General features: G+C 40.5%; 19 protein-coding genes and 1 riboswitch. Of the genes, 7 read left to right on the top strand and 12 right to left on the bottom strand.

Features of this window, described 5'->3' with window-relative positions; translation table 11 throughout:
• The 3 genes from ACT3RM_RS08390 to ACT3RM_RS08380 all read right to left on the bottom strand — a co-directional run.
• Positions 1-870, bottom strand: an 870-nt coding sequence (locus tag ACT3RM_RS08390; RefSeq protein WP_444511358.1) for a sigma 54-interacting transcriptional regulator, incomplete at its 3' end; no start/stop codon positions are given.
• Positions 860-2233: a hypothetical protein gene (locus ACT3RM_RS08385; RefSeq protein WP_441994506.1), complete on the bottom strand. Its 1374-nt coding sequence runs from the start codon at positions 2231-2233 to the stop codon at positions 860-862. The genes ACT3RM_RS08385 and ACT3RM_RS08390, both read right to left, overlap by 11 nt.
• Before the next feature lie 10 nt (positions 2234-2243).
• Positions 2244-3407, bottom strand: coding sequence for an iron-containing alcohol dehydrogenase (locus tag ACT3RM_RS08380; RefSeq protein ID WP_441994507.1), 1164 nt, complete (start codon positions 3405-3407; stop codon positions 2244-2246).
• Positions 3408-3725: 318 nt separating this feature from the next.
• On the opposite strand from ACT3RM_RS08380, the gene ACT3RM_RS08375 reads away from it, so the two are divergent.
• Positions 3726-4886 carry a porin gene (locus tag ACT3RM_RS08375; RefSeq protein WP_441994508.1) on the top strand — a complete coding sequence of 387 codons (1161 nt, stop codon included), beginning with the start codon at positions 3726-3728 and terminating at the stop codon, positions 4884-4886.
• Positions 4887-5087: 201 nt separating this feature from the next.
• Here ACT3RM_RS08375 and ACT3RM_RS08370 read toward each other — a convergent pair whose 3' ends face one another.
• Both ACT3RM_RS08370 and ACT3RM_RS08365 read right to left on the bottom strand, forming a co-directional pair.
• Positions 5088-6467, bottom strand: coding sequence for a sigma-54-dependent transcriptional regulator (locus tag ACT3RM_RS08370; RefSeq protein ID WP_441994509.1), 1380 nt, complete (start codon positions 6465-6467; stop codon positions 5088-5090).
• The gene (locus tag ACT3RM_RS08365; protein WP_441836471.1) at positions 6464-7906 is read right to left on the bottom strand and encodes a sensor histidine kinase; all 1443 of its coding nucleotides are present in this window, start codon (positions 7904-7906) and stop codon (positions 6464-6466) included. The genes ACT3RM_RS08370 and ACT3RM_RS08365 overlap by 4 nt, the downstream gene beginning before the upstream one ends.
• Positions 7907-8074: 168 nt before the next feature.
• On the opposite strand from ACT3RM_RS08365, the gene ACT3RM_RS08360 reads away from it, so the two are divergent.
• The 4 genes from ACT3RM_RS08360 (at position 8075) to ACT3RM_RS08345 (ending at position 10569) form a co-directional block, all read left to right on the top strand.
• Entirely contained in the window at positions 8075-8449 is a 375-nt protein-coding gene (locus ACT3RM_RS08360) for a DUF4168 domain-containing protein (RefSeq protein WP_441836470.1), read from the top strand.
• A gap of 216 nt (positions 8450-8665) precedes the next feature.
• Positions 8666-9202 (top strand): YaeQ family protein, encoded by a 537-nt coding sequence (locus tag ACT3RM_RS08355; protein WP_441836469.1) that lies wholly within the window; start codon positions 8666-8668, stop codon positions 9200-9202.
• Positions 9203-9230: 28 nt separating this feature from the next.
• On the top strand, positions 9231-9833 hold the full coding sequence (locus ACT3RM_RS08350; protein ID WP_441834897.1) for a lipase family alpha/beta hydrolase: 603 nt from the start codon (positions 9231-9233) through the stop codon (positions 9831-9833).
• Between the two features lie 262 nt (positions 9834-10095).
• Positions 10096-10569, top strand: a complete 474-nt coding sequence (locus ACT3RM_RS08345) for a Dps family protein (protein WP_441994510.1) — start codon at positions 10096-10098, stop codon at positions 10567-10569.
• Between the two features lie 275 nt (positions 10570-10844).
• On the opposite strand, the gene ACT3RM_RS08340 is transcribed toward ACT3RM_RS08345, so the two are convergent.
• Entirely contained in the window at positions 10845-13787 is a 2943-nt protein-coding gene (locus ACT3RM_RS08340) for a TonB-dependent receptor domain-containing protein (protein WP_441994511.1), read from the bottom strand.
• A 236-nt stretch (positions 13788-14023) separates the two neighbouring features.
• On the opposite strand from ACT3RM_RS08340, the gene ACT3RM_RS08335 reads away from it, so the two are divergent.
• Entirely contained in the window at positions 14024-14788 is a 765-nt protein-coding gene (locus ACT3RM_RS08335; protein WP_441994512.1) for a LytR/AlgR family response regulator transcription factor, read from the top strand.
• Between the two features lie 235 nt (positions 14789-15023).
• Here the strand turns inward: ACT3RM_RS08335 and ACT3RM_RS08330 are convergent, their stop codons facing one another.
• The 5 genes from ACT3RM_RS08330 to ACT3RM_RS08310 form a co-directional block, all read right to left on the bottom strand.
• The gene (locus ACT3RM_RS08330) at positions 15024-17096 is read right to left on the bottom strand and encodes a S9 family peptidase (RefSeq protein ID WP_441994513.1); all 2073 of its coding nucleotides are present in this window, start codon (positions 17094-17096) and stop codon (positions 15024-15026) included.
• Positions 17097-17350: 254 nt separating this feature from the next.
• Positions 17351-17445: riboswitch (cyclic di-GMP riboswitch) on the bottom strand.
• Between the two features lie 138 nt (positions 17446-17583).
• On the bottom strand, positions 17584-20766 hold the full coding sequence (locus tag ACT3RM_RS08325) for an efflux RND transporter permease subunit (protein WP_441994514.1): 3183 nt from the start codon (positions 20764-20766) through the stop codon (positions 17584-17586).
• Positions 20767-20779: 13 nt separating this feature from the next.
• Positions 20780-21958 (bottom strand): efflux RND transporter periplasmic adaptor subunit, encoded by a 1179-nt coding sequence (locus ACT3RM_RS08320; RefSeq protein WP_441834893.1) that lies wholly within the window; start codon positions 21956-21958, stop codon positions 20780-20782.
• A 331-nt stretch (positions 21959-22289) separates the two neighbouring features.
• The gene (locus tag ACT3RM_RS08315; RefSeq protein ID WP_441834892.1) at positions 22290-23078 is read right to left on the bottom strand and encodes a PhzF family phenazine biosynthesis protein; all 789 of its coding nucleotides are present in this window, start codon (positions 23076-23078) and stop codon (positions 22290-22292) included.
• 80 nt (positions 23079-23158) lie between these two features.
• Complete coding sequence (locus ACT3RM_RS08310; RefSeq protein WP_441834891.1) at positions 23159-23773, bottom strand: hypothetical protein; 615 nt, start codon at positions 23771-23773, stop codon at positions 23159-23161.
• A 281-nt stretch (positions 23774-24054) separates the two neighbouring features.
• On the opposite strand from ACT3RM_RS08310, the gene ACT3RM_RS08305 reads away from it, so the two are divergent.
• On the top strand, positions 24055-25191 hold the full coding sequence (locus tag ACT3RM_RS08305) for a PepSY-associated TM helix domain-containing protein (protein WP_441994515.1): 1137 nt from the start codon (positions 24055-24057) through the stop codon (positions 25189-25191).
• 317 nt (positions 25192-25508) lie between these two features.
• Here the strand turns inward: ACT3RM_RS08305 and ACT3RM_RS08300 are convergent.
• On the bottom strand, positions 25509-26931 hold a 1423-nt coding region (locus ACT3RM_RS08300), incomplete at its 5' end, for a PH domain-containing protein (protein WP_444511357.1).

Genomic DNA, 26931 nt, shown 5'->3' with positions numbered 1-26931 from the left:
GAGATCGTGATGCGTTGCCGAAATCAAACGGAAATTGGTATTTTTAAACTCAGTGCCACCCACGGGAATAAAGCGCTGCTCAGCTATCACTTTAAGTAGTTTTGCTTGTAAACTAAGGGGCAGATCTCCAATTTCGTCGAGAAATAGAGTGCCATTGTTGGCAGCTTCTAATAGCCCTGTTTTGCCTTTATTCAATGCGCCAGTAAAGGCCCCTGGTACGTAGCCGAAAAGTTCAGCCTCTAGTAATGACTCAGGCATTGCGGCGCAATTAAGCTCAATAAACGGACCATCACATACCTTGCTGTATTCATGAATTGTGCTTGCCAGCAGTGTTTTTCCTGTCCCCGTTTCGCCCTGAATGATTATTTTTGCGCTGGAGGTGGCTACTTTTTTTGCCAAGTCATAACAGGCTTTAGTATTTCGACTAATGATAAAGGACGATTTGTTAACTGCATTTTCTACTGAAGCACCATAGTGCTCTCGTAGTTTAAATATTTGCTCTAGCTTTTCTTCTGCTCTTTTTGCCTTTAATAGTTCGGTGATATCTCTGACGGTAGTGACGACATATTCAATTCGACCTTGTGCATCAAGCATTGGCGTGCCCGAAACAAAGATTTGGTGGTCATTTCCAATGGTTTGCACAATGGTCACGGCTCCAAGCTCTTTTAGCACTTCAAGAGAGACCGAGCGAGAAATGAAACCCGCTTTCACAATTTCGGACATGTGTTTGCCAACGAGGCTCCGCTTGTTAAGTCCTGTAATGCGTTCATACGCTTTATTTACAGTAACAGTTACGCCATAGCCGTCTGTGATATAAACACCATCACTCATGGCGTCTATCACTCGCTGCAAGTTTTCATCAAGAAACATTGCTTTTGTTCCTCTCTTTACTGTCTTTTCCTTCACGTAAACGCCAGCCGTAAATTAAAAAACAAAGCAATATGCCCGCTGCAAATGCCCAAGTAGCACCTTTAATAACAAGTATTCCAGCTATCACCCCTGCGATCCCCAGATCGCTGTCGCAACGAGCTTCTTGTATTCCAATTCGAACACTAACGTAACCTTGAATTAATAATGTTAATGCCAGCGCGATACCTAAAATTGGTTGCACCAAACTGACCACCGGCAATAGCAGAAGCCCAGTATTGGTTCCCAAGCGGAATGAGCCCGCGCCCCCAAATATGGAGTCCATCGCTTTTCTACCTTGTTTGAATCTTTCCACGATAACCACATGCATAGCTGCCCATAAAGGGCCACACATCGCAACATCAGGACCTAAAATACTCATCCCTAGATTACGAGCGCCAAAAATCATATGAGCGCGATCAGGGTCGTAATCAATTTTTTCATCTTGGCGAGCTTCATCTGCCTCTTCTAAGATTGACTTGCTTTGCAGTACATCACCGAACAGCACAATATAAGCAGCGAGAACCGTTGGAATTGCAGTCAGAAACATTATTATTGGCGGAAAGCCCACACCAAACACTGTGTATTCAGTAAACATCGTGACAAAATCGGGTTTTGTAATTCCCCACTCAATATCAGGCCATGGCGCTTCAGAGAATAAGGGGGCAATAATGATTGCCAAAGCTATTATTGGGAACACGCCAAGGTTGCCAATAAAGCGAAAGCTCCAATGATGCTCTTTCAACCCAGCGAAGTGCTTAGAGAAAATAAGGTAAAAGGCGATGCCTACCGCGATAGTGATCGTGAATGGGTAAGTTTCAAATCGCCCGCCTTCTTTAAATACAACAGCAACAGCAGCAAGGCCAGCGCCCATAATTACCCCGGCTTTAATTGCACTTGGTATAATATGAACAACACGTTTTGCCGCTCCAGATGCGCCTAGCAGCATAGCGAACAAACCGAGCATCATCTGGAACGCAATCAAAGCATGGATCCGAGCCTCACCTTCCGGAAATGTCGACACATAGATCATTAAAAGAGGGATGGCTGGTGTGATCCAGCCAGGCACGACGGGGTCTCCCAATAAGTGATGTAATAAATAGAAAAAGCCATTAATCATAACAATTGCAAGTGCGGCCTCAAATGGCATGCCGAGCAATTCAGTCATCAGTGAAATAGCGGCTAAATCGACAGCGCACATAAGCAGCCCTTGCAGATAATCCGGCCATTCAAAACGATAATGAATAAATGGTAAACGAACTTTAAAAGGACCTAGTGAGAAAAATGGTGCTTCATCCCCTGCGACTCGCCTCTTCCATAATGCCATAACTTACCCCTTAAAAAGCTTCTGTATAAATGGCTTCAATATCTTGCACACTGAGTTCTCGTGGATTGTTGCGCAACAAGCGCGTAACGCCACTGGCGGCATTGGCTAATTCACTTATATCCTTTTGTTCAATTGCGTAATCACGAAGTCTCTTTGGAATTCCAACGGCTTCACATAAAGATTCAATTTTTTCGACAACATAGCCTCCAGAGTCTGCTAAACTAATCGCGTTGTTCGCCCCCATTGCTATAGCAATGTCTCTAAATTTCTCTGGACAAGCTGAATAATTCCATCTCATAACATGAGAGAACATAAGTGCATTACTTACTCCGTGCGATAAGTGAAACTGCCCCCCCAAAGGGTACGCCAGGGCATGTACCGCGCCGACTCCTGCATTACCAAAAGCTAGGCCAGCCATCAGACTAGCAGTAGCCATTTTTTCACGCGCCTGGATATTGTCTGGATCTTTATAAACAATCGGTAAGGCCTCAATAATCATTGGAATTGCACCGATAGATAATGACCTTGTAATCTCAGAAGAGAAATTAGAGAGAAAACTTTCAACAGCATGAACTAAGGCATCAACCCCGCTTGCTGCGGTTACTGATGCGGGGCAACTCAAAGTTAGCTCAGGCGCTACAATTGCAACATCTGGCAGTAGTTCATTGCTAACTATGCCCTTTTTGAGCTCCGCTTGAACATCTAACAAGATGGATATGTTAGTGACTTCAGATCCCGTACCTGCTGTCGTTGGCATGCAAATTAACGGTATCGTTCGCACCGCAACATTATCTTCACCAAACAACTCCGTCAGCGGTTTGGTTTCACCACTGAATACAGCCACTGCTTTCGCAGTATCCATAGCGCTTCCACCGCCAATTGCGATAACGCCATCGCACAGATTCTGATCGAAGGTATTGCAACATGCTTGTACAATGTGAGTCTCAGGCTCTGCCGAAATATCACTATAAATGAAGATATCTGCAATACCATTGGCATTGAGCAACGTTATAATTGGTTCAATAAGCCCTGCTTTCAAGACGCCTCGATCAGTCACTATAAGAGGACGCTTAATTTTCAAACTAAGCATTTCTTTAGGTAATAAATAACTCGAATTTTCACCTGTTAACAATCGACGAGCAGTTTTGAAGATTTGAACATTTTCGAAACTCATCCACTTACCTTAATATAAACATTTTTTAATAGTTATTAACATTAGCAATCTACGTACCAACCTTCACAATTCACATAAGCACATGATAAAAAAGTAAAACTTATATATTAGTCAATAAAATCACCATAGAATATGATGCTTAATTTCATCAAAAATAATAAATGATGATTATATTCATCATAAATGTAAATTAAATGATATGAAATAACCACTAAAAACAAGGTATTAACATTTATACCCCTATTGGCATAGTTAGTGCTATCTATCTTGTCTCTGATAGAGATATGTCACTAAAATAAAACTAATAAGGGCAAGTTCATGCGATTAATTAAAACAACAGGTTATTTAACTTTGCTAGCCTCAGCGCTAGTTAGCGCACAAAGTCATGCAGAAACTGAGCAAGCTTGGGATTTTAACTTTCACGGAACAATAAATACTCACGCGGTATATGTAAGTTGCGATGATTCAGGGGGGAGCGTTGCAGGAAATGCCTTGTTATGCTCTGGTGATGATGCAACCTCGGTTTCTAATGGATATAGCCCTGCAAGCTTTCAGTTTTCAGCGGCCACTCAACGTAATGGCTTCGATATCAATGTCGTTCTTGCTATTGAACCTGGCACTACTGATAACAGCGCATTTAATGGTAATGGCGACAACAAAGCGTATCGAGCATTCTTCACCGTAGGTAATAGTGAATTTGGCATTTTGAAAGCAGGCCGTGACTATGGAATATTTGGTCTAGATGTCGTTCTCGAGGATATGGCTCTTGGAGGGGTTGGGGCAACAGCTTCAATTAGAAGTCCACTAAATACCAGTCTAGGTGCTGCTGGGTATGGCTATATATTTAGTGATCGCTTGTCACAAATTACCTACAGCAAGTCATTTGATAATGGACTTCTTGCAGATATAGGTATATTTCAAGCACTTGATTCAGTCAGTTTTGGCGGCAATGGCTATGTAGGGGATTCTGGTTCCGAGAGGCCTGGTGTACATGGTCGATTAAAATACACCTTCTCCAATGGCTATATTTCTAGCTCTTTTTATAATCAATCTGTGGATACAGTCGATGATGATTACTCTGCTAGCGGAATCGACCTTACTGCTGCACTGCAATTTGACAACACGCGTTTAGCAATCTCAGCGTTTGATGCTTCTGGACTCGGTTACTATGGTTTACTAATAGACTCGGCTGATGTTACTGGCACTCCAAGAGATAGCTCAGGTTGGTTTACGCAAATAACTCATAAGCTTGGTGCGACGAAGTTAGGCTTCAATTACGGTGTTTCAAAGGTAGATCTTGCTGGTGTAGACACGTTAGCACAGGTCAAGAAACAGACAAAAGCTAGTCTCGGTGTTTACCATACGTTATGGGATATATATACAGTCTCTGGTGAGTTGTCTTCAATGGAAGCCGAGAGTCATCAAGGTGTCACAATAAAGAATGAAGCTATTAGTGTTGGCATGGCTATTTCTTTTTAGGTTTTCCTTAATCAACCTGAATCACATTTAATAAATTGAACTAAATGCCTGTTCCGAGATCCGTCCTTTGGACCAAGAACGATTGGATAATCAAGGAACCGGCATGATTAAATTAGTTGATTTTTTTTGCGATATCGTTGGTATATGATGTATAAAATACGCATTAACTCCAGTCTCCCCCAAAAAAGAGTAGAAAACAAATTACTCGTCACTGCGGCTTTCAGGCTCTGCTTGCTCTAACCAACGATATAAGGTGCGCCGAGTGATCCCGAGTAACTGAGAGGCTTGCTGCTTGTTACCTTGGGTATGCTGCAACACTTGCTGTACATAACTTTGCTGTAACTGTTGTAAGGTTGGCCAGCGAGTGGTTACCTGCTGATCACTTACACTTATCTCAGGTTGATAACTATGGATTCGTGCAGGCAAGTCTACAGGTTCAATATTTCGACCAGTGGCAAAGGTGTAAGCTCGCTCTAGCGCATTTTGCAACTCTCGAACATTACCTGGGAACGGGTAACGATATAAACAATCCAGACCATCTTGACTTAACCCCTGTACATCACGTGGCTGCTTTTGCTGTAATTGCTGTAAATAAAACATCGCTAGTGATTCTAAATCATCACCTCTATCACGTAGTGGCGGCACTGATAAATTGAAGGTTTCTAGGCGGTAAAATAAATCTTCACGAAAAGTGCCTGCAACAACACCCATCTCTAAATTTTGATGTGTCGAAGCAAGAATGCGCACATCTATACGCAACTCCTGATCGCTCCCCACAGGGCGAATAGTGCCCTCTTGCAGTACACGTAATAATTTAGCCTGTAATAGTAATGGCATTTCTGCAATTTCATCAAGTAATAATGTTCCACCATCGGCTTCTTTAAATAACCCAGAACGTTGCTGACGTGCACCGGTAAAGGCACCTGCTGCGTGACCAAAAAACTCACTTTCCATTAGTTCGGCAGGGATCCCTGCACAGTTAACAGCAATGAAAGGTTGCTCGCTGCGTGGACTTTGCTGATGTATTGCCCGTGCAACTAGCTCTTTCCCTGTACCACTTTCTCCTAAAATAAGTACCGCCCCCTGCGCAGTCGAAACTTGTGTTATTTGTTGATATAAGCGGCGCATAGCGCGACTTTTACCAACCAAACCAGCTGGACCATCTTCTTGACGCTGCCTAAGTTGTTGTACTTCTGTACGCAACGCTTTATGCGCTAATAAGCGCTGCACCGATAAAGCCAAATGTTCTAGATCAAGCGGTTTTGTCAAAAAGTCATCAGCCCCCAGTTTTAAGGCGTTAACCGCTTGGCGTACAGTACCAAAAGCAGTAATGAGTAGTAATGCGGGTGGCTCTGCTTGCTGCTTTAAACGCTGCAACAACTGCATACCATCAATACCTGGAAGTCGTATATCGCTAATAACTAGATCAAACATCAGCTCTTCAAGACTACCAAGGAAATCTTCGGCACAACCATATGCTGTCACTTTATAACCTTGGCTGACTAGTTCTTCTTGTAATAATTCGAGTAAATCGGGATCATCTTCCACTATAGCTACTCGGTAAGGTGAAAAGCTGCTCATTGATGAATATCCTGCTCAGTAAGAGGTAAAGTTAAGGTTACTTCGCAGCCACCAGCGGGGTTATTTTTTAAGTTAACCGTCCCATGATGCTCCTGCATTATTTGCTGGACAATAGCCAGCCCCAGGCCCGTGCCTTTACCCTGTGGTTTAGTTGATACGAAAGGATTCATCATTTGCTCACTAGTAAGGCCTTTTGTTAAACCTGTGCCATCATCTTGAATACGAATATAGAGTTCATTTTGTTGTTTTTCCGATATAATCACAACTTGGCTTGTGGCGGCTTGACTCGCATTTCTTAACACGTTAACAATCGCTAGTTCCAGTCTAGGTATATCTACATGGAGAATAATTTCAGGGCAAGGAAGTTGTATTTCGGGTAGTTTTTCTTCATCTTGTAACTCATAACTAATACTTTGAACAGCTTGCTGCAGCAGTGATAATAAAGCAATACGCTGCCAATTTGCTATGGGCGTATGTGCAAATGCTTGTAGTTGCTTTACCATGTGGTTAAGGCGTAAAACTTGCCCTCGAATAGCCTTTAATTGCCGTTGGCTATCGGCATCTGGATGCTGGCGCAATAACCGTTGTGCACGACCATCAATGACACTCAATGGGGCACCTAATTCATGGGCCACACCACTGACCACCTGGCCAATTGCAGCCATAGTTTCTTGCTCTTTAAGTTGCCGTTCTGTGGTATTGATTTCATCAAGCATATGATTCAACCCTTTAGTTACCTCTTGTAGCTCAATAGGTCCCTGTGGTGGCGCCCGGTAACGTCTATCGCCGCTGGCAACACGGCGCATACTAGTGACTAGTTCATTAATTGGATGGCCAATCACTCGTTTATGGCCACGCCACATTATTAATAAACTGAGTAACGCCAAAGCCAGCCAACTTAACCAAGCTAAAGTAGACAATTTTGCCAGTGATTTTTCAAAGTCACTAGCCTTACGGCTAATTTGTAATAAGCCGTGAATTTGACCACTTCGATTAATAATTGGTAAAAAATGAGAAAATAAGGATTGCCCTGATACTGAGCGATAACCATCCTGCTGCTGGCCGGTACTCACGACTTCTGAGGCGAGTTGACTATCGGTTAAATCACGCTCAATCACTCCAGTGGCAGCCACTAATCGACCATCAACGTCGTAAATCGAAGCACCATATACTCGACCAATAGTAAATACCGACTCCAAATGCGCATTGATAGCATCTGTATCTTGATTTAATAACGCGTCGCTAATAGGTATACGTATGGCACGCCCTATTAGCTCTAAATCTGTACGCATACTCGTTGTGACTAACTCATTGGTGAACGTCAAGCCAAAACGAATGGCTAACCCGGCTAGTAATAACATAGGTAATACAACAAAAAACAATAAGCTACGTTGCAAGCTACCACGATGCAAATGGCGAAAACTGGTTAAATTTGTCACAACCCCTCCTAATGTGTGTCAATAGTATACACAACAACCTTACTGCAATAAAGTTACACTATATAAAGCAAACAACAAAAACATTAAAATCAACAGCTTAACTAAAACATACAAGTTGGCACACTCTTCGCACCCTATTAATGAACTCAACTAAAAGGAGTAACATCTATGAAAAAGAACACTATTGCACTATGTATCGCCGCATTATCTTTATCTACTGCTGCAGGTATGGCCAATGCCAACTCAGGTGCGCCACAACAAATGCAACAGCAATCGGTTGAGATGAGTGACGCTAAATTATTAAAATTCAGTATGGCTATGGACTCAATCAGTCAAATAAATAGCAAGTACGAAGCTAAATTTCAGGGCGTTGAAGATACCGAGAAAGCGCAGGAAATTCAGCAACAAGCACAAAGTGAAATGCTTGAAGCGGTAAAAAAATCCGGTTTAAGTGTTGAAGAATACAGCGTTATTGCACAACAAGCGCAACAAGATGAGCAATTACGTGACCGCATACTAAGTATGTCACGTGATAGCGAATAATTAACGTTAAAAGTGCAGCGTGTGTTGATGCAGATTATATGCATTAACACGCGCCTATTTGTATAAAAGCTTAATATGCTCAGTCACGAGCTATAAATACGATTAAGCTTTCTTTATTTCATCCCTTTTCCTTCTTACTATAGTTATCTATTTAAAAGCATAATCTGCAAAGAAAATTGCGCTATACTGACGCAAATTTTTTTCAAGTAGGTCGCTATGGCTCTTAAATCTACTATCATCAAAGCGCAATTATCGCTAAGCGATATGGACCGCCACCTTTACCAAGACTTTAATTTAACGTTGGCGCAGCATTCATCTGAAAACGCACAACGCTTAATGGTACGTTTACTTGCTTATGCACTAAATGCGTGTGAAGGGCTTGAGTTTACTAAAGGCTTATCTGCTGACGATGAGCCTGAAATTTGGCATAAAAATTATAGCAATGAAATAGAACTATGGGTTGAGCTAGGTTTACCTGATGAAAAACGCGTTAAAAAAGCCTGTAATAAATCTAAAAATGTAGTGCTGTATACTTATGGTGAAAATAACCAGGCAGTTTGGTGGAAAAAATATCAACCAAAACTGCACGACTTTAAAAATTTGAGCATTTTTAGTTTAGACTTTGCTGCAACACAATCACTAGCAGAGTTAGTTGACCGTAATATATCACTAACTATTACTATCCAGGATGGTGATGTATGGGTAAGCTCTGATTCAGCTAATATTGAAATAAAACCTGTACAATTAATGTAATGCTAGATTCACTAAATTAAGAGGGTATATGACTGTTAAACAAGTTGTGGTATTACATGGTTTGTATATGTCGGGCTTTGTAATGCGCCCTTTATGTTCACAACTCGAAAAGTCTGGGGTGAATATCCTCAATCTTACTTATAGTACACTGTATCCTGATCGCGCAGCTATTTTTGAACAGCTTGATACTTTTATAGATAATAAAAGCACTGCCCTTGTGTGCCATTCAATGGGAGGGCTTGTGGCGCGAGCATACCTTGCTGAAGGCTCACTCCAAAGCCAAAATGTTGAAAAAGTAATTACTTTAGGTACACCACATAAAGGCAGCCATATTGCGCAAAAAATGCAGCAAAAAGGCTTTGATGTATTTTTAAAAAATAGTGTCGATTTTTTACTTTCCGAAAATGGTGACTGGCCTTTTAACGCTAAGTTATACAGTATTGCGGGCGACTTACCTATTGGCCTTATGCCTTTAATCGCCAAAGGCAGTCAATCAGATGGTACGGTACTCCTTAACGAAACAAAAATTAATGGTATGGCTGAACACAAGGTATTTCACTTAAGCCACACCAGTATGATTTATTCACGACAAGTAATGAATTACATCACTGAATTACTACTTAAAAAGTAGTCACCGCCTTAACTTACTACGATCCACACCGTAATAACTGCAATCATATGCAAAACAAGTCGCTAATGTTGCGTTAGATCATACTTTATATGGTTTTTTTATTATCTACACCGCTAATAGTGGTTTTTTACAAAGCAGACCCCATCTAATATAGGGTGATTGATTAAAACTATCACCCTAATTTGTTTTAACCATTTTACGAAAGTGAATTAATAGACAATACTAAATGTAAACATCTTAACGGTTATTTAAGGAGAGAAATATGTCACAGGTAAACGCTATTGGTCTTAACAGTGCTAAAAGTGAAGATATCGTAAAGTCACTCAATACCTTATTAAGCAGTTATCAAATTCAATATATGAATGCACGCGGCTTCCATTGGAATATCAAAGGCCGTAACTTTTTTGAGTTGCACGTTAAGTTTGAAGAAATTTATAACCTATTACTTGAAAAAGTAGATGAAGTAGCTGAGCGTATTTTAACCCTTGATGGTGCCCCACTGCATGCATTTTCAGATTACTTAGAAGTCAGTGAAATTAAAGAAGCCAAAGGTATTAGTGATGGCGTCACCGCAGTAGAAAATCTATTAGCGGGCTACAGTAGCCTTATCAAAATGCAGCGCGATATTCTAGTGCAAGCAGGCGATGCTGACGATGAAGGTACGGCGTCATTAATGAGTGATTACATTAAAGAGCAAGAAAAGCTGGTGTGGATGTTAAAAGCTTACTTAGATTAAAATTAAGCAAAAAAAACCCTCAATAATGAGGGCACAAATAGGGAAAATCGTTAAATAATTAAGCGATTCGGTTACTATATTAGCCGCCTCCCCATATTAAACAACGCCACTGTTACCAGTGGCGTTGTTTTTGGTTTAAGTGGGCAAAATACCTATATCTTGGGATAAAAGCATCACTTGCCCTACTCATTTTTTTGCAATAAAAAAGCCCCTGTAGTTGCTGGGGCTTTGTGAACGAAATTAATTAGGTATCAATAATATGATTGCTCTATCAGTTAGAACTTGCTTCTAAACCCGACGTAAAATGATTGACCAATTGGGTCATAAGTTCCGGCATCGGTTTCAGTACCTGTGCTTGAACCACTTACACCTGACAATATACGCGGAGGTTCTTTATCAAATAAGTTATTCGCACCCGCATATAACTCCACCGAATCATTAATATGATAGCTTACTTGTACATCATGATACGTAACAGAACCAATACCTACACCGCCTGGGGCTATACCAAAACCACTTAAGAATTGATCATCAAAGTCAGCTTCACCAATGTAAGTTAAGCTCCAGTTAAAATCAAAATCATTAAGTTTATAGCCAAAGTTCCAGTTAGCTTTGTGCTCTGATGCGCCAATTTCACCAGCAAATTCATCTTTATCAGCACCAGGAAGTGGAATACTGTAAGCGTCTATTAAGTAGGTGTATGCTAGGCGAGTTCTAAACGCACCAGGACCAATGTCTGTAGCGTATGTTAATGTTAAATCAACACCTTCAGTTCCTAAACCACCACTATTTGATACACCACTGTCGATAAACTCAAGCGAGCCTGCACTGTTATTACCTGAAGGACCACTGCGTCGAGTTACAAAATCACAAAAGCTGTTATCGCCACCGCCATAACATTGATCAAGTATAAATTGACGAGGTGTTGATACAATAGCATCTGTAATTTCAATATCAAAGTAATCAAGTGTTATATCAAGGCCCGAAATCAGCTCTTCTGGTGTAAATACGACACCGACAGTAACAGAGTCGCCCACTTCTTCTTTTAGCTCTGGATTACCACGGTTAAAGCCACTAATACCTTGTAAGTCAGACTGGTTAAGTGCGAACTCACCATTTGCTGCAATATTAGCACTAACACCTACATCTGCACGACATGCATCACCAGCTGCCCCGCTGCCACTATTCGTGACACCTAAACAAGGATCGTTTAAACCACTTGGGAATGTTTGCGAAGGTGGAGAAAATAACTCATCAATATTTGGTGCCCGTGTAGAACGAGCTCGCGTAGCACGCAAACGTAGGCTATCCATTACTTCCCAATCAACACCCACATTCCAACTTTCGGTATTACCAACTGTTGAGTAATCAGATAGACGCACTGCGGCATTCATCGTTACAGAATCGAGTACGGGGATATTTGCCTCAACATAGTACTCAGTTACATCAAATGAACCTTCTGTTGCTGGGATTGCATTACCCGCATTAAGACCAGCTTGCTGTAGTGCATCAAACTCACTACGAGAGAACTCTTCACGGTATTCAAAACCAGCAGCAATACCCACTACACCTGCTGGTAATTCAAATAAATCACCTGAAATATTACCACCAATGATCTCTTGCTCAACCGATGTAGCTAGCGAGCTAGGGGCACTTACAAAATCAACTGCACCTTGTGACAACGAATTAAAACCATAAATATCTACTGGTGCACAGTTAAACCCACGAGCTGTTGCATCAATACAGATAGCCTCGTTATTAATACCATCACCATCTAAATCTTGGCTATCAATAACGGCCTCTAAGCCTTGGCGGAAGCTTTGTACGTTTACTAAACCGCCTGAAACTTGTTGCTCTTTTGTTTTACCATATACATAGTAAGTATCGTAAAACCATCCATCCGCTATTTCACCTTGCAAACCAAGAGCTAAACGAAAAGTATCACGCTCTGCTCGTGCTCCATGATTACCGATATCGCTCAAACGTTTTGCAAAAAAGATATCACGCATGCCATCACCATCGGTGTCAGTTGCAGCGTTATAGATATCATCTGGTACAAAGGCGTTACGTAATATTTCGCCGTTTACATTAAATTCAATAGGTACTTGGCCATTTGCATAAATATCATCAGAAGCAAACGGGAACGGCTCTAATTCAGAAACGGTTGTGGTTGCTGCGTAAGTACCTTCATAAAAAAAGCTATGCTTGTCGTTTAATTCATAGCTACCATTTGATGCAAATAAGTAGCGCTCGGTAGGTATTGCAATGGTACGTACACCACTTCGGTTGAAGCCGTTTGCGGCTACTCCGTCACCGCCATTGGTGCTAAAGTTGTCTTGTAGATTATTAGTTGGATCGTAGGTAAATGTTTTATCACCCGCGTTAAAGCGCCCTTGTGACGGGAATGAAGATAAAAACGGGCTTACCGTATCAAATATCGAATTTGGGTTTGCAACGGGATCATCCTCAAAGTAAATCCCTGAAAATTGGTCTACCGCTGAACGCTCTCGGTCACGAGAAAATACCGCACCTTGATCAGAATAGCCTAAATGAAACATCGCTTGGCCTTTGCCATCTGAACTTGATAAGCCTGAGGTAAAGTTAAATTGACGAGACTCGTCATCGCCTTCACTCGACTCACCATATTGACCATCAAACTCAATACCTTCAAAGTCATCTTTAAGTACAAAGTTAACAACACCAGCAACCGCGTCAGAACCATAAACTGATGATGCACCACCAGTCATAATTTCAACACGTTCTATAAATTGACTCGGAATAGTATTTAAATCTACCGCTGAACTACCTGGTATACCTGACACATAGCGACGGCCGTTAACTAATACCAAGGTACGGTTAGAGCCTAAATTACGTAAATCAACGGTAGCAACACCCGCACTGGCTGTACTAAAATTTGAGTTGGTACGGCTAATAGCCGGTGAACCAAATGCTGGATTATCCAGTAGTAAATCTTGAATATTTAATGAACCAGATGCATCAATAGCAGTGCTATCTACCACCTGTATTGGTGCAGATGACATAGCCTCTGCTGAGCGAATACGCGAGCCTGTTACTTGCACTCGTTCAATTTTCTCTATTTCGTCATCTTCCGCAGCAAAACCTTGAAACGAAAAGCCAGCCAGTATGGCGCTACTTAAAGCCACTGTTAGCGACGATTTTTTAAAAGTTCGTGCACCTTTATTATTTATTTTACTCATACTAATTCCCCTTAATTGTTACTTTTGTAACTAGTTAGTTACAAGAATTGCAACATTAAGGAGAATAAGTTTAAAACTCTATAAGGTTTATTCAGTCGGCTTTTTATTGGGTATAAAGGGCATGTTTGGTGGGGTAAAAGACTTCTGCTTTTATTTTTATTAATAAAAAATCGTTTTTGGTCACATCTTTTCTCAAATTCACGGTCTTTATCGTTATAGACAGCAGGAGATACATTATGATGATTGCTTCGTTTCATGCATTAACACACATTAGCACTGCAAAGTTTGCAACATTTTTAACACAGAATGTGCAGGCACATCGGCATTTTAATTCTCAACTTCATATACCGGATAAACCCTTAGACCAAATAGATACCTTGCAACATAATGTATTATTTTATGAACTGACAGATCTCTCTGATCCAACTCAAATCGTACATTTAACTGATCTTGCTAAAAAATTAAAGTTAGTGATTATTGCTAAGTCGGGGCACTTTGCAAACTTTGCCTTTGAAGTGGGAGCCGTAGACTTTTTAACAACTGATACAACTACCTCCAGAATAGAGAAGTGCTTCGAAAAACTCATTCACCTTTGCCCAGTCGCCAGCGCTGCTGAGCAAAAGTACCAACAAAATACTGATGAAGAACACACTCAACTGCCATCGTCACATATTATTGTAAAAGACGTAGGTAAAGTACGCTTAATCGATATTAAAGACATTGTTTGGGTGAATGGTGCCGGAAACTACGTAGAGCTACATTTTGTTGAAGGGAGCGCGCCAGTTTTACATCGCGAAACAATGAAAAACATTGAACAACAATTAGAGCCTGAGGGTTTTATACGGATTCACCGTTCAACACTAGTCAGAAAACAAGCCATTACAGAACTTATGCCAACTGACAGTGGCGATTACAAAGTAAAACTTAAAAATGATACTTACTTAAATTTATCAAGAAGATATAAAGGCTGTTTAGAAGGTATAATAAGCCCCATTGCATAGAAGTTTATTGATAATATTACCAATATGCTTTTATAGCTCTTTTGGAACATGCACTCAACTCTTGGATAACCTTATTGGTTAATGAGGTTATCCCTTCATTATTACCACTCCCCACCAGCCCTCACACATGATGGGCGGCTGAGAAAAAATATTAAACTCTCCATGCGCTGCAAACATAAATAACCTTTATATAGCAGTGCGTCATTCAAGCTTAATACAGTTTGTAATCTTGCAGCTAATTTATAAGCGCAATAAAAAATGCCATTTCGAGGGCTTTTTCTTCTAAGCTTTTGAACCTTCCTGATGCGCCGCCGTGACCAGCATCCATATCTGTTTTAAACACTAAAATATTATCGTCCGTCTTATATTCGCGCATTTTCGCCACCCACTTCATCGGCTCCCAATATTGCACTTGCGAGTCGTGTAAACCGGTAGTCACTAAAATATTAGGGTAGGCTTGGGCTTTAATATTGTCATACGGTGAATAGTTAGAAATAACATTATAATATTCAGCGTCGTTAGGATTCCCCCACTCGTCATATTCATTAGTGGTAAGCGGAATTGATTCATCAAGCATGGTGGTTAGTACATCCAAAAATGGCACATGGCAGCCAACCCCTAAATATAGCTCGGGTGCTTGGTTAACCACTGCGCCCATTAATAAGCCACCCGCACTGCCACCAGATGCAAATACCTTATCTTTTGCTACGTAGTTTTGGTTCACTAATGCTTTTGTAACATCAATAAAGTCACTAAAGCTATTTTGTTTATGCTGCATTTTGCCGTTTTCATACCATTGCCTACCCAGCATTTCAGAGCCTCTGACATGAGCTATTGCATATACAAAGCCGCGGTCGAGCAAGCTTAGGGAGCTGCCCGAAAAGCTCGGATCAATAGTAATACCGTACGCACCATAGCCATATTGTAATAGCGGATTGGTGCCATCTTTTTTAAAGCAATCTTTACGATAAACAAGTGATACGGGTACTTCCTCGCCATCACGGGCGGTCACAAACATGCGTTCTGAGGCGTAATTTAGGCTGTTAAAATCACCCAATACTTGTTGCTGTTTTAATAGTTTCTTAGCGCCATTACTTAAGTCAACCTCATATAGTGAACCTGGCGTAGTTAAGCTTGAGTAGTAAATCCGCGCAAAGCGGGCATTCGGCTCAGGGTTAACTGCAATAGCAGCGTAATAGCAAGGATCTTCAAATTTAAGTACTAAACGTTGCTGATCTTTATTAACCACCACAAAGCGAATTTGGCCTTGCTCGCGCTCGGTAAGTACTAGGTAGTCGTTAAATATCTCGACTCCTTCAAGTAGCACATTTTCACGGTGTTCAGTATGGGTTTGCCACTGAGCTTTATTATGAATTGTTTGTGCTGTTGCCGTCATTAATTTAAAGTTTTTGGCCTGCCAATTACTCACTATATAATAAGTATCGCCCAGCTTATCAATATCAAATTCGTGATCGTCTTCGCGCGCTATTAACTGTTTAAATTTACCTAACGGTTGATTAGCATCAAGCACCCAAGTGTCGTTAGTTTGCGTGCTAGCCAAATCAATAATAATTAAGCTTTCGTCGCGACTTTTACCTAACCCCATGTAAAAGCTGCGATCGTGCTCTTCATATACTAATACGTCTTTTGCTTGTTCAGTGCCCAATATATGGCGATACACTTGAAAGCCCAATAAGGTTTGAGCATCTTTTTTGACATAAAAAACAGTTTTATTGTCATTACCCCACACCACTTCGCCTTCCGTGTTTTCAAGCACGTCTGCAAGCTGTTTATCATCATTAATATGCTTAAATTTTACAGTGTAAATTCGTCTGCCGTCAGTATCATCAGAATAAGCCAACAGTTGCTCATTAGGGCTAACCGCTATATCGCCAAGCTCATAAAATTCAAAGCCTTCGGCTTGGGCATTTACATCAAGTAGTAATGCTTTATCAGATGCCTGCATATTAGTACTGCGGTAGTGGCGCGCATATTCATCATCACCGCGCACTTCGCTGTGGTACCAATATTGGCCGTCTTTAACTGGCACGGTATTATCGTCTTTAACGATACGCCCTTTTAACTCAGTAAAAATTTGTTCTTTTAGCGGTGAAATAGCCGCGAGTTGAGCTTCACAATAATCATTTTCAGCTTTTAAGTGCGTTAGTATCTCTTGGTCTTGGCGATTATCGTCACGCATCCAATAGTAGTTATCTATCCGAGATTGCTGATGTGTTGATAATGTGTGCTGTTTTTTTCGCGCAACAGGGGAGTTTTCAAGTAAAGACAATAAGTTTGTTTGAGCCACAGATAAACCAATTTAAAATTATGATTAACTGAGTTTATCATAATTTTAAATACGCAGAAAAAAGCCCACTCAAGTGAGTGGGCCAAAACAATGCTAAAATAGCATTAGGGGGAAACAGTTAATGCAAAACTTGTTGCCAAGCCAAGGTCTACAACGATCTATGGCCTGTTTTAGGCTGTAATACTTTTAGTAAGTAAAAATAAAGACCTTTATTAGTAGGACGATTGATATACAACACGAAGAAAAACTCGTTGTACAGCGGCTCCGTTATCTTAGCTTTACTGTTACATAAAGCCTTAGACCGGAAACTTTGCGTCCTAACCTTTCAGCTAGTTTGCCAAAACTAGCTGAAGTATAATTTGGCCATTATTACAAATCAAACAAAAGAATGTAATCGCCATAAAAAACCAATACTTAACACTTAAAAAAGCCAGTGCGATGGCACTGGCTTTTTAACCGAGTCTATTATTCGCTTTTTTCCAACAAACTAGCTGTTTGCTGGCGCGTTCTTTTTAGCTGAGAATATGCCTTTAACTTTTGCAAAACCTTTTTTAAATACTCCGCCCACATCGGTTAATATCATATATAAGCACGGCACTAAAAGCAGTGTAATCAAAGTAGCAAACATCACCGCAAAACCAAGCGCGACCGCCATTGGGATAACAAATTTAGCCTGTAGACTCGTTTCAAACATAATTGGTAATACACCTGCAAAGGTGGTAATTGAGGTTAATAAAATAGGCCTAAAGCGCGCACAACCCGCTTCAATAACAGCATCTTTAATCGCTACGCCCTCACGGCGCGCTTGATTGACAAAATCAGTCATAACTAAAGAGTCGTTTATCACCACCCCGGCTGCTGCAATTAAGCCAAACCCAGACATTAAGGTTATATCTAAATCAAACCAAAAATGCCCCCAAATAGCACCCGTTAAGCTAAATGGGATAACCGACATTACAATTAATGGTTGTGCATAACTTTTTAGCGGAACAGCGAGTAATATATAAACCATAATCATGCCCGCAGCAAAAAACATAACTTGATCATTCGCCTGGGCTTGTTGCTCTTCAATTGCACCACCTAGCTCTGATTTAACGCTTGGAAACTCTTCTTTAAGCTGTGGCAATAACTTTTCTTTAACTTGCTTAATGACCTCATTTGGTTCAATGACTTCTTCATCGATGTTGCCGTATACATACACTGTACGATAGCCACCTTCGCGGCGAACATAGCTAATGCCTGCTTTTTCAGTCAACTCAACCACATCACCCAGTAATACTTCTTGCCCTTGTGGTGTCGTAATTACAGCGTGTTTTAATGACGAAAATGCTTCACGAGTCAATTTGGGGTAACGTACCATTACTCGTACTTCTTCGCCGCCGCGAATAACGCGTTGCGCTTCGCCCCCATAAAAGCTTGCGCCAACTTGATTAGCAATTGCAGCTAAATCTAGCCCTAAATCATAGGCAACGGGCTTTAAGCTCATTTGTACTTCTTTGCTAGCAGGATCAATCGTCGAGCTAATATCAAATAAGCCTTCTTGCTGTTGTAATAGCTGAATAAAACGCCGACCTGCATCATTTAAGGTATCAATATCAGAGCCAAATAATAGGTAACCAAATTCGCCATCATTGCTGACTCCACCGCTACCACCGCCGCTATTAACATCATCATAAATAGTGAGTGATTTTACACCTGCAATATCAGGCATTACTTCACGCCAGCGCCGTGATAATTCAAACGCATTATAAGGACGTAAGTCTTCTTCAACTAATGGCGCAAGTAACATCGCTTCAGTACGCTCTTGATTAAATACTAATACGTCTCTGATTAGCTTTTGGCCATATTCACGTTCGGTGTCTTTATCAATAGCGATTACCATGGCTTCTATTTCTCGAATAGCGTCAATGGTTTGCTGATCAGAGACATTATCGTTCATCTCTAAATTTATTTGTGGAAAATCATGCGGTATTTTTGGCATAAAACCAGTACGCACTTGGTTAGATGAAATAAGTCCAAACGTGACAATTAATAGTGCTATAAATATAAACATGACGACCCAACGCCACTCTACGCAGCGTACTATAAAACGTTTATATGGGCCGTTCACAAAGCCGAAAAAATGCCTATTAAAACGAGCTCGCCAACTATTAGCCTTAATTGGTGCAAAGTGCGTATGCGCAATATGTGCCGGTAATATAAGTTTCGATTCTATTAAGCTAAATACTAAGCACAACATAACGACTACAGCAATACCGTAGAAGAAAGCACCTTCAGGGCCATCCGAAAACGTAAATGGGGCAAATACCGCGATTGTTGTTAATACGCCAAAGGTAGCAGGAGTAGCCACTTTTTTAGCACCATTAACGACATTGACGACACCACCGCCTTTTTTCTCTATTTCGGTGTAAGCACTTTCGCCGATGACAATGGCGTCGTCCACCACTATCCCCAGCACCATAATAAAGGCAAACAGTGATAGAATATTAATGGTGACTCCAAACATCGGCATCATCATCATGGCGCCTAAAAAGCATACAGGCAGACCAATCATTACCCATAAAGCAAGTTTAAAGCGCAGGAATATGGATAACATAATGGCAACCAAAATAGCCCCTTGGAATAGGTTAGTTATCATCATATCCAAGCGCGCGTTAAGGTAGTAAGTCATATCCATTAATGGTTCTAACCGGACACCTGGCGGTAGCTGCTTATTTTTTTGCTCAATAAATGCCTTAACTGAATCCGCAACCGGAATAATACTTTGCTCTTCAGTTGCCTTAACCGACATATAAACCGCATTTTCACCGTTAAATTTAAAATAGCGTTCACCCTCAGTGAACTGATCTTTAATTACGGCGATATCTTGCAATAGTACTTTTGCGCCATTTTCACCTATTTTAACTGGAATTTGGCGAAATTCCTCACCTGAATAAAGTTGGTTCTCAACCCGAACAGAAATAACTCCCGAGTCTGTTTTTAATTGTCCTGCTGAAAAGTTAGCCGAATAACGACGTACTGCATCAGCTACATCAGTCAACGTTAGGTTGTATTGTCGTAAGGTATCAGGTTCGATTTCAATGGCAATTTCATCAAGGGGAACATCGTTTACTACCAGCGATACATTTGAAAGCTGTAATAATTCATCTTCAACTTGATTAGCTATATGCTTAAGTTCAGTTAGTGGTAAATCAGCGACTAATGTCATACCTATAACATCTTGGCGAAACTCTATCTGACTTATCGTAACGGGCTCCATTCCTGCAGGAAAAGTTGCAATACTGTCAACACGAAGTTTAACTTTATCAAGTACATCAGTAAGTTCTGCGTCAGTGCTGATCTCAAGTTGAGCACTGCCGAGATTGCGAAAAGCGCGATACACTCCTTTTTCAATTTCGGTAATATCTTTTAAAGACTCTTCAACCTTAATTAAAATACTTTCTTCTATTTCTTGTGGGGAAGCACCTGGGTAGTTTGCAGTAATAGTAATATAATTAATTTCAATATTTGGAAACATCTGTCGCTGAATAGTGAAAAAGCTAATAATCCCCATCACGATAATAAAAAACATCATCAAATTAGCGGCCACAGAGTTATTTGCAAAGTAAGCAATTATGCCGCTTTGTTTATTATTAGTCGCATCTTGGTTAGGTAGTTCGGTGTTACTCATATCGTTACCTACCTTATAATTTTTCAGTTACAGCATTGTCAGGTGCCGCAACTCTAGCACCATCTTGAATACCGACAACTTTAACAGCCATGCCTTTTTGCGGGTATTCTGGCAGTGTGGTTACAAGCTGATCATCAGCTTCTAACCCATCGCTAATGTAAAAGTACTCCCCTTCTTCGCGGATAACCTTTACTTTACGAGGCTCTAATTGCTGATCTTGATTAACAATCCACACAGTTTGATTATTAACGAGCTCTTGCGGTAACCGATAAATATTTTCTAGCAATGCTCCTGCAAAGCTCACCTGTACATAACTGCCAAATTTAATTGCCGGTTGCGGCTTAGCTAAGCCATACGGATCCTCAATACGAACGACTAAACTACTCATACGCGTAGCGTTATCAACAACACCTAAATCACGGTCTATTTTTGCTTCACGACTAAAGCCATGAATGCCAGTTTTAGTCACGGTTGCCGTAATACCTTTAACGCGTTCAGGTAAAAATACACTATCAAAGCCAGCTATAGGGATGATCACCTCAGCGGATTCGATATTATTAAGCTCAGCAATTTGCGCCCCCATATTAATGTACTGCCCAGTGCCTATATCACGGCTAACTATCAGTGCATCGTACGGGGCGGTTACTTCACAATTGTCTAAATCACGCTTTGCACGTTTAATACTGGCAAGCGCCGATTTAACCGACGCTTGTGCGCTCAATACTTGGGGTTCACGTAAAAATAGCGCGGTACGCTCCTTACTAGGAAAGCGCTTAGCTTCATCTTCGGCTACTTTGGCGTATGCTTGTTCTTCAATAAGAAGAGATTGCGCTTGTGCAAGCTCCGCTTGAGCTTGAAGTAGCGCCGCTTCATAGTTATCTTTTTCAATACTAAATAAGGTTTCTCCGCGGGCAACTATACCCCCAGCCACAAAGTTAGGATGCCAGCTCACAACCTCACCAGATACTTGCGCCGACAAACGCGTGTTTTCAAACGGTTTTACCTCACCGTAGCTATTTATAACAACTTGATGATCATTGGCGGAGACGGCTTCGACCCTTACTGTAGGCCGTGTATCAACAACTTCTTTTTCACTAGGCTCTTGTGCTATTGCATTAATCCCCATAAAACCAGCTACACCAAAGCCTAATACAACAAAAGGCAATATCCACTTCAAAATATTTGTCCGCATAATCAATACTCTTAATTTTTTACTAGGGGCATAATAACAGAGCTAAATGAAACATTAACGTGACATTTGTAAGCAACTGTTACAAATACGACATATTTAGAGAAATAGATTACTTTATAGATGAATTAGACTATGCCAAGCTGATATCCTCGCTAGATACAAAGCTCAGCGCTTCACTGGGGCTTAATACCTAGGCGTTAATTTGTAACAATGGCAGTCTCTTTTAAGAAGGAGCAACGCAGAGTAAGTGCCTGTGCCCCCTAAGGAGTTGGCTTGAAAGAGACTTATACTGCGTGACTGATTTAACAAGGGAATAATCATTAATTTTTTATTACAGGTAAATCGTGCCTTGCATATAACGTACAGCGTGTCCTGTTAGGGTTACAGTATGCTCGCCTACATCACATTGAATATGGCCGCCACGACTTGACGCTTGATAAGCACTTAATGATTTCTTTGCGAGCTGCTGCGCCCAATAAGGGGCAAGGCCGGTATGAATTGAACCGGTAACGTAGTCTTCATCACCGCCACTGGCTGGCCAAAAATAACGAGATATAAAATCGTATTGGCTGCTTTTTGCAGTCGCGACAACGTCGAGAGGAGATAATCTTTTCAGTAAGTTGGAATCGGTTTTCAGATCATATATATCTTGCTCACTTTCATAAATAGCAAAGTAAGCTTGCTGGTTTTTCAATACCTTTAAAGGTTGTATAGATAAGCCATCAAGTAATTCAGATGGGATATTTTCAACCTTGCAAGGGGCTTGCTTTGGAAAAGTCATCGCAAAGCTGCCATCATCATGTTTATTAATGAGTAATTCACCCACCGCAGCGGCCTGAAATTTAACACTTGTTAAATTATATTGTTCACATAATACAAAGGCAGCAGCAAGCGTGGCATGGCCGCAAAAGTCTATTTCCATTAATGGTGAAAACCAGCGAATTGCATAACTGCCATCGGTTTGACGACAAGTGAAAGCAGTTTCAGATACGTTATTTTCCGCGCCAATCTTTAGCATTAACTCATCACTGAGCCAATTATTTAAATCGATCACGGCGGCATAATTACCTTTAAATAACTCACTGGTAAACGCGTCGACTTGGTGGATGGTTAATTGCATCGCTTGCTCAATTTATTAGTTGATGAGATCCGTAAGCTGCCACAAACAAAGCAAAAATAATATTAAATTTTTAGATAATATTAAACCATAGAAGGACGAAGTTTATAGTATTGAATACACCCCAGCTGCGCTGCATTAGTGAGTAAAATCATCACAAACGTTAATATATGCGAAGTGCTTGGTGTTGCCATAGCAAGCTCTGCAAATAGCCCGCAAATGCCGGCAATAAATTGCAAACTAAAATAACCAGCGCTTAAGTTACTAATGTCACCACTTTTTAAGGTTTTATAGGTTTGCGGCATAACCCGCACCGAGCTCATCACCAAGCCCACAAAAGTAAGCCAATTTAATAAGGTTGCCGTTTCAAGCACAGGGTTAGCTAACAACGCAAATGGCAACATTGAAAAACCTAACATAGCAACAAGCAGAGTTAGCTCGCGGCGTTTAGCGTTATAACGAGCAAAGTAGTATAAAATCAAGCCACTTAAACTACCCGTCACTACAAAGGGTAATACCATGTAGTAACGCTCAAAAAAGACGTTAAAAGCAATAAAATAAATACTTTGCGCCACACCAAAGCTCATCATCAGTAATGACACCCCCGACACACTGCGATTTCTACGAATTTTATTGAGTAATGGTAAAAAACTAAACACTAAAATAAATGATGATAAAATCGGCAGATAATGCGCCAAGACAAACCTCGCTCGTTGGTAATTAATTAATAAGTTAGAAATTGTTAAACAAAACAAATAATAAATGTAAACTTTTGATTTTATATGTTTTGCTTGAGCCGCAGCATTGTAGTGTCTGCTAATTAATAAGCAACTAGATACAAAATAAAAGCATATTCAAGGTGGAAACAAAGCTATACAGTGTCAACTTAAGCTAAAACATAAGTATTTTTTCATTAAAATTGAAATAAATATGATAATTGTTATCATATGAAAAATTATAAATAATCTATCAGCTAGTTATGAGAAAAACACTTTTTAAAGTTCACAGCTGGATCGCTCTGTGCGCACTGATCCCGCTTATTGTTATTAGTATTACTGGCAGTGTGTTGGTTTTCAAAAGCGAAATTGATGGTTTACTGATGCCCGATAGCCACTTTGTGGTTGATAGTAGTAAACAACGACAACCCCTTGATAACCTAATAACAACGACCGAAAAAGCGTTTCCTACATTTGTTATTGGTAGCTGGGAAGTTTTTAACGACGATACGGCTGATCGTGTTTATCTTATCGAACGTGGCACAGACACTTGGTATAAATTCCATATTGACCAGTACTCCGGTGAAATATTATCGCAGCCGGTTGGCACTAGTCATTACTTTACTGATTGGTTTTTAGAACTACATTACACCTTTTTGCTCAACGATCTAAAAAGCTTGCCTGGGCAAACAGGCACTGTATTAGGGTTTTTCTTTTCGATATTCCTGCTGATATTAGGTATTACTGGGCTGATTATTTATCGTAAATTTTGGCAACGGTTATTTTCAGTGCGATGGAAGGCAACACTGCAAATTGTGCTAAGCGATATTCATAAAATGACGGGAGTGATTGGCTCGCCTATTATCTTGATTTTGGCGATTACGGGTGGTTACTTTAATTGGGCGGTGTGGTATCACGAAGTGGTTGAACATGCTGAAGAAGAACACTTTATCCTGACTGAAAACCTGCATAGCGACACTATTAATTTTCAAACTATTTTGGATGATAGTAAAAAACAAATTGCTACTTTTAATGGTACCTTTTTAGTGATGCCTTTAGAGCCGGATGAAAATATTACTTTATTTGGTGAAGTTGATAGTAGTAACCCGCTGGCGAGTGAGTACGCAAACACTGTAACGTACAACAAGCAAACTGGTGAGCACATGGCTAACTGGGATATTCGTGAAGTAGGTATCGGCTGGAAAGTCATCGATAGCTTTAGAAAGCTACATTTTGGTTACTTTGCTGGGCTTATTAGCAAAATTCTATGGTGCGTTATTGGTCTGAGCCCAGTATGGCTAGCCGGTACTGGCTTTTACTTATGGTTTACCCGTCGTAAACGTAAAAAACAGTCACAACGCAACCGTATACAAAAACGTCAATCACCCGCTAACACTTAAAATTTAAGAGGCTCAAATAACTTGAGCCTCTTTTGACAATTAAAGCACCTTATTACAACGAATAATAAAACCCTAACCCAGCGCCATACATAACTAACGTGATCAAACTACCAATAATAAAGACTCCACAGCTTCGTAACCTTTTATTATGCCAGCGCACATAACACATGAGCACTAATATAAAAAAATGTGGCTAAGCTGAGTGTAAGCACCATCACAACATCCTTATTGCTCAGCAATAAAAGATGAGATGGCACTGAGTATAAAGTGATTTCAAAACAGATAAATGCAATTGACAAATATTTATGTTTATTTTGTTACATCCAGTTCCGAGTTTCGCTCTCAGCTTGGAACAAAACAAAGTCGTTCACTTCATTTGCTACTTCTGCTTTTATATAAGGCAGTGTAGCCGTACCCGGTGCAAGTTGTATCGACAAGCTTTTCAAGCCTCGTTTACGCATAAAGTACGTACTAATACTACGTGTACTTTGCGCTTTATAAAGCTCAAAAGCGCGATACTGCACACCTAACAAGCCACTACGAAAAACCCCATAGTAACGACCTTGATACGGCACAAAGCAATAACCGTAACGCCGATACGAAAGCCATACAAGTACGCTAAATAAAACTAAACTCACTATCGGATAAGTGAAACTAACATTTTGATTAAAAATACATAACAGAAAAATAGTTAGGCTAGGCAACACTGCATAAAAGAATAGGTTTTTTATCAGCAGTGCTTTTTCAACATGCTCAAATACTAATTCTTGGATATCAAACCAAGGGTGAAGCCACTGGCAAACTTGGTTAACTTGTTGTTTATCAAGTACTGGCATCACTAAACTTTGCTTATTCTTAGCGCCCGTTGCATACGCGCCACCGGTTGCTTGTGCGCACTGTACGGTATAACGCTTTAACAACCGCGCCACTAAGTTTTGTTTGATCACGATTGATTGTACTTTATCAATACTCACTGATAACTGGTGGCGCTCTAAAAGCCCGGCAATGCGTTTGAATTTACCGCCTTGAAAATAAAGCTGATAATTATAAAAACGAATTAACGACATCACGACCGAGAGCATCACCGCTATAGCCACTATAACAATGAACAATGTAATAGCAGCAACAAACGCGGCATCAATCCATTCACCCGCCTGCTGCTGATAAAAGGCCTCTACACGATAAATAACCGTTCGCTCTAAAAGATCAAACAAGACATTTATAAATGGCGCTAAAGCGGCTAACGCCAAAATAGCCATGTTAGATATCAAGCCAAACTTTGCGACTTCTTTATTACTCAGGGTTAAACTTTGCTCTGAGGTAATAGCTGTATCGTGAATTTTTTGCTCATCAAAGTCCGCAGGCGATTGTTGATTTTGTTTTGCTTCTTTAAAAGCCAGAACCCGTTCGCGTAATTGCTCAGCATACTTATTTGTTACACCCGGCAACACGGCCTCTTGACTGGCACTGCCTGCGGCATCAAATATACAGTTAACTAACTTGAGCGGTTTAAAGTAAAAAGGCTCGGCAATATTAACGTTTTGCACACGAAGAAATTTTAAGGTAAGTCGTTCTTTTTTAAATACGCCTTTATTAAGAAGTATTTCGTGTTCATCTGAAATACAAAATTTAAAGTTTATATAATAGGCGCAAGAATAAACCAGCAACACCACCACAGCGATGGCAAGAGCAAGAGAACCCCAAAACCACTTATCTTGTACTTGGGTGACAAATACAATC

This window comes from Pseudoalteromonas sp. AOP7-A1-14 (assembly GCF_052376275.1).
Taxonomy (GTDB): Bacteria; Pseudomonadota; Gammaproteobacteria; order Enterobacterales; family Alteromonadaceae; genus Pseudoalteromonas.
This window is presented reverse-complemented; position numbering and strand designations above follow the sequence as displayed.